This window comes from Candidatus Woesearchaeota archaeon (assembly GCA_003694805.1).
Classification (GTDB): Archaea; Nanobdellota; Nanobdellia; order Woesearchaeales; family J110; genus J110.
The window spans coordinates 1-11,093 of record RFJU01000068.1 but is presented as its reverse complement, the minus strand read 5'-3'; the positions used below and the strand labels follow the sequence as shown (position 1 = coordinate 11,093).

Sequence of the window (11,093 nt, the reverse complement as noted above, 5' to 3'; positions counted from 1 at the left end):
TTCACACGCAGCAACGACGCCTTAGCAAGAAAGGAAGTTCTTTCAATTGATGAAATTTATGACCTCGTTGCAGGAGCAGGAGTTCCTGCTCAAGAGCTAGCGGCGATGGATAACGCAGTTGCTTCTCTTGAAGGGTTGGGTGTGATACCTCACCGCAAGGAATCGCCCTACAATGCAAACCAAGAAATACTCGCCCGTGCCCGGAGACCAACCATTCGCCTCCCGCCCGGCGGCTTCGACCCGCTCTACGACGATGGTTCTCTCGGCGGGGATGAATAACGAACGAGAAGCAAAACAAGACAAGCAGGAAGGAGCAAACGCCTTCCCGTCCAAACATTTTTTTTTTAATTTTTTTTCTCAAGCGTTTCTTTTACCCAGTCGCCCTTCTCACTTCTGCGCCGAATACCACAACACGCACTTCACACTTTGACTCAGGCCTTCTTTTTCTCCACGCGCTGCCCCTGAGGAGTATCCACCACTTCAAACCCCGAACGCCGAATCTTCTCGCGCAAGGAATCGGCCAGTTTCCAATCCTTCGCTTTTCTTGCAGCATCGCGCTCTTCAAGCAACGCCTTCACCTCGTCCGGAACGCGAACTTCCTCGCGCTCCCACGCTTCCAAACCAAGACCGAGCACGGAATCGAACAAGAATAGCGTAGCCAACCGATCCCTCGCAGGAATCGACTCATCTCGCAACAACTTCCAAACGACGGCAAGAGCGCCACTCGTGTTCAAATCATCATTCACTGCCTCTTCAAACAACCTCTTGTAAGCAGGAACAACAACACCCTCACCAGCGCCCCGCCCACTTCTCACTTCCTCCTTGAACTCAACCACTTTCTTCCTCAAACGATCAAGGCTTTGCTGGCATGAAGCAACCGCATCCCACGTGAACAACAAGCGCTTGCGATAATGCGTCGTCAAGCAGAGATAACGATACGCCAAAGGATCAAACCCTCGATCGAGAAGAGTGTGCAACCGCAAAAAATCACCCTTCGACTTGGACATCTTCCCTTCCTTATCAACCAAAAACTCATTATGCAACCAAAACCGCACCCACGGCTTCTTCCCAAAGCACGCTTCAGCCTGAGCGATTTCGTTCGTGTGATGGACCGGGATGTGGTCAATCCCGCCACAATGAATATCGAACTGCTCTCCCAAATACTTCGACGCCATAGCACTACACTCAATATGCCAACCAGGAAAAGACTTCCCCCACGGACTGTCCCACTCCATCTGCCGCTTACTCCCCGGAGGAGAAAACTTCCACAACGCAAAATCTGTCGGGTTCCTCTTCTCGCCCATCGCAACACGCTTGCCCGCAAGCAAGTCCTCCTTCTTAAGCAAAGCGAGCTTGCCGTAATCATCAACCTTTGACGTATCAAAATAAATGCCGTCGCTCGTCTTATACGTAAACCCTTTCTTTTCCAAACACAACACCATGTCAAGCTGCTCCTTGATATGATCTGTCGCCTTGCACCAAATCACCGGCTCTAAAACATTGAGACGCTGCAAATCCTCCTTGAATGCACGCGTATAAAACTCCGCAATCTCCCACACGCTCTTTCCCTCGCGCCTGGCGCCTTCCTCGACCTTGTCCTCTCCTTCATCAGCGTCGCTCGTCAAATGACCAACGTCGGTGATGTTCATGACGTGTTTGACCCTAAAGCCATTCCAAGCCAGCACCCTGCGCAGCACATCCTCGAACACGTACGCTCGCAAGTTCCCTAAGTGTGCGTAGTGGTACACCGTCGGGCCGCAGCAGTACATCCCAACCTCAGGAGGATGAAGCGGCTTGAACACTTCTTTTTTCCGTCCTAACGTGTTAAACAGTCGCAACTCGCCCATGGTTCTCTCTAAAAACATTCACTAATCATTTATGACTTTTTGTATTTTTTCAATTCTTCAAGAAATGCTTCTTGCTCCCTACGGTGAAAGGCAGCATACTTCTTGCAAGCGACGCTAACGAGCTGAAAAAAGCTCTCAAAGCTCCGTGACACCCTCCCAGAAACACAGCGAAAAACCTTGTTTTGGTAAACACTGCAGTCCTGTTCAAACTCCATACGATGCTCATTCCAAATCATAACGCCGAACCCGAAGGGGTAAACGAACCGGTCCAGGGTCAAGAGACGCTCCACAAAAGGCGTGTTCTCCTCAACATTGTTGTCAACAAGAAGTATGCTCGTCTTTAGCGCTAACAACTCCTCACGCACGAGGTCAGCTAAGGAATTGCTCTCCCTGTGAGAGATCCCTTGGTAAACGAGCGTCACTTGGTACGCGTCTCCCTCCTCGTCTTTCAAAACAAGCCCCCTCGCAACTTCTTCGTTAAAATCCAGCTTCAAAACGTACGGGAGCCCGCTCCAATCATGGACAACAACAACCTTATTGTTCGGGGGAAACCACAAGCGCTCCTCAATCACTCGCAACACCTCTGCATCAACAAGACACTGCTCTCTCCCCACCCCTCTTACCTACTATGGTATTCTTCCAATCTTCTCTTGATATAATCAACAACACAAGCAACCACTTCTTTTACCGATCCTTGAACGATATCCAGTGACCCCTCCTTTTCCAACTGATACCACGCCCCATACGGCGAAGGTTGCTGGCTACGTTCCGGCACGTTCGCACGATTCTTGGCATTTCTCGCAACGAAACGCTCATAATTCTTAAAGTCAGGATGCCGGCCGAACACAACAGCGTGGCGAAACATGCCAGGACCTGAAGGGATGGCGAGCCACTCGGCAATGTCCACGCTGATGATTAGGCTATCCAAGCCACGCATCTCTTTTGATCTTTCAATGATGTGGCAAAGATCATCCGCACCAGCCCCGCACGTGTCAACAGGAAAGAACCGCACGTTCTCAGCCTTCCTACGCAACTCATCTATGTACGCATCCTTTTCGAGGACGCTCTCTCGAATAGCCCTCTTCAACGATTCTTCAAGGACTTCGCTGAAAGGATGAAAGTTTGTAACAATCACGTATCCGCTCGGAAGGGGGCTTTCCTCCTTGGTACCGTCGTGAATCATACGGGGCTTCCTCCATTCAAATCATCGTTCAACGCGCATTGCTTGAAAGGGCACAAAACCTTTTTTTTTTAGCGTTTAACGTTTTTTTTCGTGATGTACGCCTTAAAAATCATACATTGCTCGTTACATCGCTCTTTGCAACCAAGGAAACAAGGGAACTCGCCAAAGATTTAAATAACCCTATCTTTTTAGCCCACTCGTCCTATGGCAGAGCATCCAACCGCAGAAAAAGTCACCGCGCAACAGCGCTTCAAACTCAGGCAGTTTATAAAGGATCTTGAAGGGAAACGTGGGAGGCACACAGAACTCGTGACGGTCTACGTCCCCGCAGGGTACGACCTCAACAAAATAATCCAGCACCTCAGCCAAGAACAAGGCACCGCGACCAACATCAAGTCAGCCCAGACACGCAACAACGTCATCACCGCCCTCGAAAAACTCATCCAACACTTGCGCCTCTACCCCAAAACCCCGCCACACGGCCTTGCAGCATTCTCAGGAAACGTTGCGGAACGTGAAGGACAGCAAGACTTTCAAGTCTGGAGCATTGAGCCGCCCCTCGCCATCAAACAACGCATTTACCGCTGTGACAAGACATTCCAGCTCGACATTCTTCGTGACATGTGCGAAGAGAAAGCCCTCTACGGCCTCGTCGTTCTCGACAGACGAGACGCGGCCATTGCCTACCTCAAAGGAAAAACCATCATCCCTCTCAAAAAAACCCACTCAGAGGTCCCTGGCAAATTCCGGGCAGGAGGCCAAAGCGCACCTCGATTCGCACGCCTCAGAGAAGGCGCCATTAAGGACCACTTCAAAAAAATAGCCGAGTACATGAAAGAAGAATTTCTCGGCAACAAAGACCTCAAGGGCATCATCATTGGCGGCCCCGGCGTCACTGTGAATGACTTTCTCAACAAGGACTACCTCACTGGCGACCTTAAAAAATTAATCATCGGAACGAAGGACCTCAGCTACACCGGCGACTTTGGACTCAATGAACTGCTAGACAAAAGCCAAGACCTCCTCGCCGAAGAAGAAATAGCAGAAGAAAAAAAACTTATGCAACGGTTCTTCAAAGAACTCAGCAAGGACTCAGGCCTTGCCTCGTACGGGAAAGACGAGGTTCGCCGCCACCTCAACATGGGCGCCGTGGACATTCTCCTCCTCTCAGAAGCCCTCGACGACGAGGAAGCAAAAGCCTTTGAAGAAGAAGCAGAAAAACTCGGTACAAACGTTCAAATTATTAGTACGGAGAGCCGGGAAGGCGCCCAGCTCAAAGAAATAGGTGGCGTCGCAGCGATTCTTCGCTATGCAGCAATGTAAAGCGCGTGCAGTCCCCCCTTCGCCGCCGCAACGCAGCCCCCCCCTAACGCAACGCTCCTTCGTTCTTTCAACGTTCACAAGCCCCGTCAGCCCAATACCCAAACACGTGCGGATCAGCGCACGCAGCGCACGCATTCGGATACGTAATCGCCTCCACCGCTTCGAGGCAGGGCGCTCGAACACACCGAACACCAGTGTCCCGCTTTGCACACACCGGACTGCCCTCTTCTGGGCACGTAGCTGGGCGCGACTCATCACACGGAATGAAGGAAGCAGCAGCCCTCTCACCAAAAGGGCACGCAGGGAACTCGCACGAAGCACCCTGCCTGGCAAGCACCGTACCGTCAGGGCACACCTTGGCATCCTGCTTGCACGCATCAGGCTCGTGAGAAGAACCCATACAACCCCCTAGCGAGAGCATTGCCAAAACCAAAACCATAAAAACACCAACAAGAACAACCTGCAAAATCCTTTTTCCTTCCATCTCACTCCTCTTCCAACAAACACCTATAAAAAACTTTACCTCTTCAACAAACGATGATAACAAAGGGCGCATCAGAGAAAATAATCAAAAAAATCAAAAAAGTAAGAAGGAAGCAATCATTTCTGAAGAACTATGACTAAAACAATTACGACCAAAGCTGTTATGACCACAACGAACCCTTCAGTCAGCATACGAGCTCCCAGCGAATGACGTCTCCCAAAACACAACAAGAAAACGTGTCGAACAAGGCGTACCGAGCATACAAGGATCTTTTGCCGAATCACAAGGAACGAAGAATAACACTCACGTATTCAGGAAGGTTCAAACACTACAACGCCAATGTTTCCATGAGGGGTGACGAGATCCACTTCAAACTCTCTAAAGAATGGGAAGGCGTCGCAGAAGAAATTCAAACAGGCCTCATCCAACACCTCCTCTGCAAACTCTTTCGAGTAAACAAAACCACCACGGAAATAAGCCTCTACAACACATTCCTCAAACAAATGAGCCGGCTCGCGCCGAGCAAGCAAGCAGACCCGCTCCTTACCCACGTATTTGAGGAACTCAACCAAGAGTACTTCGCGGGAATGATGGAGAAGCCAAACCTCGTTTTCGGCAAGCCCTCACTCACCACCCTCGGCCACTACCACTACGCATCTGACACCGTCACCATATCCTCAGCACTCAAAAATGAGCCAAGCCTTCTTCGCTACGTTCTCTACCACGAACTCTTACACAAGAAACACACCTTCACAGTCAAGGGAACAAAAACCCACCATCACACGAAAGCGTTTCGCGAAGACGAAAAAAAATTCAAAGATAACGAAGCAGAAAAAAAACTCGAAGCATTTCTCAGAAAACAAAAACAAGCAAGAAACACGCGAACACGAAAAAAAGCAAAACCTTCTTTTTGGCAACGTCTTCTACGCTAGCCCCCTTCCTCTCCAAAGCACGCCATTTCAAACCATGCTTGAAAGAGCCTAACGAAACCAGAACGCGCCACGCCTACTCTCTCACAGCCCTAGTACTTCGTCCCAAAATACTGACTTACGTGATTGAGGTCGGCAACATCCACAACGCCGTCGGCGTTCGTGTCGCCCCTCCGTGCCTTCGCATCCCACGTAGCACTTCCCACGGAACGCCCCAACGTGCTTCCCACCAGCGTCAAATCAAACACGTTCACTACCAAATCCTCATACGGATCGCCAGGCCGGCAATACATGCCAGAACAATCCTCATCAACCGTGTCGCTTCCGCAGTGCTCGTTCCCATTTGGATTAATCGCCGCGTCCGAGTCATCGCAGTCAAGCCCGCCACACGACGACGCATTGAACCCGTCACCATCACTGTCCTGACAGGCAGGCGGAGGCGCCGAAGCGTTCCACACCGAAACAGAAACGCCAAGGGGATTCTCACGATACCTCGTGAACGTATCAACCAAATTAGGCGAATTCCCTGCCTCTGGAACGAGCTTTAACTCGAACGAGCCCGTCCACGGCGCAGGAGCAACCCCTGTCATCTTAATCCCGACACTCCCGAGCGATTGATTGTCCTCACCAGTCCCATCCCAGAAAGAAGCGTCGTCATTGAGAAAGTTACTCTCTGTTGCCTGGTCAAACCCAGAATACGCCGTCATAATAATGAACGAACCCTCACTACTCGATGCCTCGAGCACGTGCTCGAACGGCGTTTCAGGAAATGCATCAGGCACGCCATCAATCGTGACCGAACCGCCGCTGTAATACAGCGTCACCGGGAGCGCTTGTTGCGAAAAATCAAAATATGCCCACAAGAAATTCAGGGGGTGCACGAGGAGTTCGTGCTCGCGAACAATGAGTTCCGGATAGACGAAAGTTCGAACATACGTCTTGTTGTCTGCGCTGGCGGCGTCATTCACCTGGCGAATGTAGCGCACCAAGCCACTCTTGTGCCCAATCCATTCGGACGTGACCGACCAGGCCTCCTCACTCTCAGCAGTGCCAATATCTGCCCCCGGAGCGAACAAGTCATACACGCGGTACTTCAACCGGTCAAGCAAGTCATCTCCCGCTGGCTTGATGCGGAAGGTATCCAGCACCCATCGACGACTGAACTTGACTGAGAAGCGAGGCGTGTCAACCAGCGCCCCTTTTCCACAATCCGTGACGCCTCTCGAGTTCTGAGGGCAAACACCCGCGAGCTCGTCGAACGTGATGTACGGTGTTAAGGGGGCGTGCTGGGCGGATGACGAAGCGAATACGTACACATAGCGCGTCTCGTCAGAGACAGGGTCATACACAGAAATTTCATACCCTTCCCCCATTCCAGCAGGCTTTTCTCCTACAGGGGCCCTTTCCAGCGCGTCTTTGCTGACAAAGACAAGCTCGTCGTTTGCATCGATGCCGTTGCCTTCCTCACCACTCCACACGTACACTTCTCCCAAGACAGGGTGGGGGCTGTCTCTGCGCTCGTCAACCTGCAAAGGCACTTCGGACCATCCGCTCGCGGGGCGGTACGAGAACAAAAACACGCGATCCAACGGTTCACCTAAAAACAAAGGAAGCTCCGACCCTGTCAACACCACCGGCTCGAACTCTCGAAAGCCTTCAACAAGCCCGGCACTTCCGAGGAGAACGCTAAGGAAGGAACAAAAAAGCAAGAAGCAAGCAAGAGCAGAACGGGGCTTTGAACGAGCGTCGAAAGGGAGGAGCGAAACGCGAGTCATACACCAACTAACCACTCAAGGGGTTTTTAAATGTTTTTTTCTCGGACTGTACTAATCCTCCCCCAGTTTTTACCATAACTTATTTAAATACCTTCCTGGTTCTTCTTGCCACGCATGTCAGAAATTCAGCACAAGAGCGTTGGAAGCCTTCAAAAAGGAAATTACGTGGTCATTGACGGAGTCGCTTGTACGGTTACGGACACGCAGACCTCCCGCCCAGGCAAGCACGGCCACGCTAAAGTCCGCCTTGAAGCAGTCGGGCTCATCGACAAGAAAAAACGCCAAATCGTGATGCCGGGCCACGACAAGATAGAAGTCCCCGTCATTGACAAACGCACAGCCCAAGTCCTGAGCATCACCGGCGATACCGCCAACGTCATGGATACGGAAACATATGAAACGTTCGACTTGGAAATTCCTGACGACCTCAAAGGAAAACTCACCGAAGGAGCAACCGTCCTCTACTGGGTCATCCTCTCCGACCGCATCATGAAGCAAATCAAAGCTGAAGCGTAACAAGAAGCGTAACAACGCAGAACCTTGCAAGAGAACGCAAAAGCAAGCTCGCCGGGACGGAACTCACAACCCAGAGCGGAAAACAAGAAAAACAAAAAGGAACGCGAGACCTGAGCAGGAGCAAGAACCATGGCAAAATTCCCCGAGGCTGAAGCAAGAAAATTCAAGAACATGTACGTCTGCAGAAAGTGCAAGGCCAAGCGACGAGCGCCCACCCTCAAAGTCCTCGCCGGCAAAGTCACTTGCAGAAAGTGCGGGTACGACATCCTCCGCCCCGTCAGGCGAAAGTAAGCGCTACCACACGAAAAACATCATTGGCACGCAATCTCTTCTTTTTCTCTCTTCTTGTCATCTCTTTTTCTCTTAACACGTGAATTCTCGTTACGATTCCTTGCAGGCGCCAAGCCCCCTCTTTTTTTTCCGGAATGCACACGCCGTGTAACACAAGAGGGATGTCAAATAACCCCCGCGCCCAAATAACCCTAAACGCCCTAGCGAAACAATTATAAAACACGCTTAGAACTCACTCTACTATGGCCATTCTTGAACGAGCAATAGACATCTTCCTCAACAACATCTCTGTCTTTATCTTCTACCCCCTCCTCTTCCTCCTCATCTACCTTAACAGAAAAAAATTCGAGTTCCCCGCAAAATTCGTAGCGCTCTACAAAACAAAGATTGGCATTAACCTCATGTGGCGCATTGTCAAGCACCGCCCACACGCATGGCTTGGCACCATTCTCCTCACGATGAGCTTTCCCTTCCTCCTTGCAGGAGTCATTGCTATCTCCCCACACCTCCTCTCTCAAGCGGCGCCCTCGCTCTTCGGCTGGATAACCTACTCGCAATCCTTCCTTTCCCTTCTTAACACCGTCCTAGCCATCGCTTTTACTATCTACCTAGCAGGCCTCCTTTTCCGCCCTATTGAAACCGCAGCCAAGCAAGGCATCATCGTCGCCTACACGGGCATGATTCTCATCGTCCTCACCCTTCTGGCAGGGTTGTGGACGCTCATCTTCGAGCCAGAAGCACCAGCAACAGTCGGCCTCCTCATCCCCGGCGTGAAAATCCCTGGCAATCCCCTCTTCATACCCTTTTGGCAAGGCATCGTCGCTCTCTTCCTCGTTGTAGTCATTCACGAGTTCTGCCACGGCATCGTTTCCAAAGCCCACGGAGTTCCCATTAAGAACACCGGCTTTGGCATCATGGCCATCCTTCCACTCTTCTTTGTCGAGCCCGACGAGAAGAAACTTGCAAAAAAATCTCGCACCGTCCAAAACAGTGTCTTCGCTGCCGGTCCTTACTCCAACCTCCTCACCGCCGGCCTCGTTATCCTGCTCAGCGTTTCCCTCTTCGCCCCAGCGTACGACAGAGTCCTCGACAACACCATCGACAAAAAAGGCGTTATTTTCGAAGAAGTAAAAGAAAACTACCCTGCCAAGGATGCAGGGGTTCTCGAAGGCGAACTCTATACCTCCCTCAACGGCAAGCCAATCAGCTCAATTCAGGACTTCTACGACGCGGTCAAAGACCTGAAACCCGGAGAAACCATCACCTTGGAAAGCGAAAGCCTCACCCACACCATCACGCTCACCGAACATCCCGACATCCCCGGAAGGGGTTTTTTAGGGGTCGTGACTGACCAAGACGTGACACACTATATTAGCTCGGGGCGATTGCCCTTCTTCATTTACGTCCTCGAATGGATCGCAGAGCTCCTTCTCCTCATTGTCTTGCTCAGCATAGGCCTCGGCCTCGGCAACCTCCTCCCCCTCGGTCCGGTAGACGGCGGAAGAATCTTCCTCGCCACGCTCTCCGCCCTAGTTCCTGAAAAGCGCGCCAAGCTCATCTGGACCAAGGTAAGCCTCTTCATCCTCGCCCTCCTCGCAGTCCTCCTCTTCGTCCCCATCATCAAGGGCATATGGCAAGAATGGGTGCTTCCCTTCCTTGTATGAGGCCAACCCTCCTTACAAAATGAAACCAGAATGTATGAACGGCCTGAAAGGAGAGGGCGGGCAAAGAAAAAGCAGATAAGCAGTCTTCGCCACCATGACCAATCTCAAGACAACAATTATTCTTGCCAGAACACTTCATAGCGCGAACATAGGTGCTGTCGCGAGGGTTATGAAGAATTTTGACGTCGACCAACTCGTCCTCCTCAACCCGCGGTGCGCTATCGACGCAGAAGCGCGAAAACTTGCAAAACACGCAGAAGACTTGCTTGAAGGAACCCGCGTTGTGCACGCCCTCCCGCCGTTTGACCTGCTTGTAGCCACGACAGCAAGACAAGGGACGGACTACAACCTCCCTCGCACAGCCCTCACGCCGCGAAGCCTAGGAAGGAAGCTAGCCGCCGCACGCGGCAACGTCGGCATTCTTTTCGGACCCGAAGACGCGGGCTTAACCAACGAAGAACTCAAGGCAGCGAACGTCACAGTCACCATACCTTCTTCGAGCACGTACGCCTCCCTCAACCTCGCCCAGAGCGTTACCGTCATCCTCTACGAACTTTTCTTAGCACTCCACAACCCTCCTTCCTCACCCTTCACCCTCGCAACAAATGAGCAGCAATCAAAAATGAAACTGTTGTTTGACGAGGTTTTGGAAACCGTGCAGTTTGACACCCCCGAAAAAAAAGAGACCCAGCGCCTTCTCTGGCGCAACATAACAGGAAGAAGCATGCTCACGAAGCGAGAAGCCCAAGCACTTCTCGGCCTTCTCAAAAAACTTATCGGAAGACGATAAAAGAAACGAAAGGTATAAGTACGCCTTTGTTTTTTTTTGTGTAGGTAGGAGGTGGTTGTTGTGAAGTTGTTGTGGTTGTTAGGATTGGTGTTGTGTTTGGTGTTGGTGTCGTCGTTGGTAGTCGCGAGTGGTTCGAACGGCCCTGACCCGTTTCCTTCCAGAGGCGGAGGTAGCGGTGACTTTCCTTGGCCGAATGGTGTTCCTCTTGCGTGTTCGCTACTTGTGAAGATGCAGCATCCTGAGCTTTGCTTGCCGAACCTGGATGTGAGAACCGAGTAATCAGGGAGAAGC

13 protein-coding genes are annotated in these 11,093 nt (G+C 51.5%); 8 read left to right on the top strand and 5 right to left on the bottom strand.

Features of this window, described 5'->3' with window-relative positions; genetic code table 11:
* Nucleotides 1-279: hypothetical protein (locus D6783_02570; GenBank protein ID RME53248.1), on the top strand; the 279-nt coding region annotated here is incomplete at its 5' end.
* A gap of 152 nt (nt 280-431) precedes the next feature.
* Here D6783_02570 and D6783_02565 read toward each other — a convergent pair.
* From D6783_02565 to D6783_02555, 3 genes are read right to left on the bottom strand one after another with little or no spacing between them, the layout of a single operon-like run.
* A complete protein-coding gene (locus tag D6783_02565; protein RME53247.1) occupies nt 432-1,847 on the bottom strand; it encodes a cysteine--tRNA ligase in 1,416 nt (471 codons plus the stop codon).
* Nucleotides 1,848-1,876: 29 nt separating this feature from the next.
* On the bottom strand, nt 1,877-2,419 hold the full coding sequence (locus D6783_02560) for a hypothetical protein (GenBank protein ID RME53246.1): 543 nt from the start codon (nt 2,417-2,419) through the stop codon (nt 1,877-1,879).
* Between the two features lie 47 nt (nt 2,420-2,466).
* Nucleotides 2,467-3,030, bottom strand: coding sequence for a hypothetical protein (locus D6783_02555; GenBank protein RME53245.1), 564 nt, complete (start codon nt 3,028-3,030; stop codon nt 2,467-2,469).
* Nucleotides 3,031-3,234: 204 nt separating this feature from the next.
* Between D6783_02555 and prf1 the strand changes: the two genes are divergently transcribed.
* The 3 genes from prf1 to D6783_02540 all read left to right on the top strand — a co-directional run bounded on the left by prf1 (nt 3,235) and on the right by D6783_02540 (nt 5,769).
* Nucleotides 3,235-4,353: a peptide chain release factor 1 gene (prf1, locus tag D6783_02550; GenBank protein RME53244.1), complete on the top strand. Its 1,119-nt coding sequence runs from the start codon at nt 3,235-3,237 to the stop codon at nt 4,351-4,353.
* Nucleotides 4,340-4,765, top strand: coding sequence for a hypothetical protein (locus D6783_02545; GenBank protein RME53243.1), 426 nt, complete (start codon nt 4,340-4,342; stop codon nt 4,763-4,765). Before prf1 ends, D6783_02545 begins: the two co-directional genes overlap by 14 nt.
* 278 nt (nt 4,766-5,043) lie before the next feature.
* Complete coding sequence (locus D6783_02540; protein ID RME53242.1) at nt 5,044-5,769, top strand: M48 family peptidase; 726 nt, start codon at nt 5,044-5,046, stop codon at nt 5,767-5,769.
* Nucleotides 5,770-5,858: 89 nt separating this feature from the next.
* On the opposite strand, the gene D6783_02535 is transcribed toward D6783_02540, so the two are convergent.
* Nucleotides 5,859-7,541, bottom strand: a complete 1,683-nt coding sequence (locus tag D6783_02535) for a hypothetical protein (GenBank protein ID RME53241.1) — start codon at nt 7,539-7,541, stop codon at nt 5,859-5,861.
* A gap of 114 nt (nt 7,542-7,655) precedes the next feature.
* On the opposite strand from D6783_02535, the gene D6783_02530 reads away from it, so the two are divergent.
* The 4 genes from D6783_02530 (at nt 7,656) to D6783_02515 (ending at nt 10,802) form a co-directional block, all read left to right on the top strand.
* Entirely contained in the window at nt 7,656-8,057 is a 402-nt protein-coding gene (locus D6783_02530; GenBank protein ID RME53240.1) for a translation initiation factor IF-5A, read from the top strand.
* A gap of 129 nt (nt 8,058-8,186) precedes the next feature.
* On the top strand, nt 8,187-8,348 hold the full coding sequence (gene rpl40e / locus D6783_02525; protein ID RME53239.1) for a 50S ribosomal protein L40e: 162 nt from the start codon (nt 8,187-8,189) through the stop codon (nt 8,346-8,348).
* Nucleotides 8,349-8,590: 242 nt separating this feature from the next.
* Nucleotides 8,591-10,012, top strand: a complete 1,422-nt coding sequence (locus D6783_02520; protein RME53238.1) for a hypothetical protein — start codon at nt 8,591-8,593, stop codon at nt 10,010-10,012.
* 94 nt (nt 10,013-10,106) lie between these two features.
* A complete protein-coding gene (locus D6783_02515; GenBank protein RME53237.1) occupies nt 10,107-10,802 on the top strand; it encodes a TrmJ/YjtD family RNA methyltransferase in 696 nt (231 codons plus the stop codon).
* On the opposite strand, the gene D6783_02510 is transcribed toward D6783_02515, so the two are convergent.
* A partial coding sequence (locus D6783_02510) for a hypothetical protein (GenBank protein RME53236.1) occupies nt 10,786-11,093 on the bottom strand: 308 nt, incomplete at its 5' end. The two genes, D6783_02515 and D6783_02510, sit on opposite strands and share 17 nt — an antisense overlap.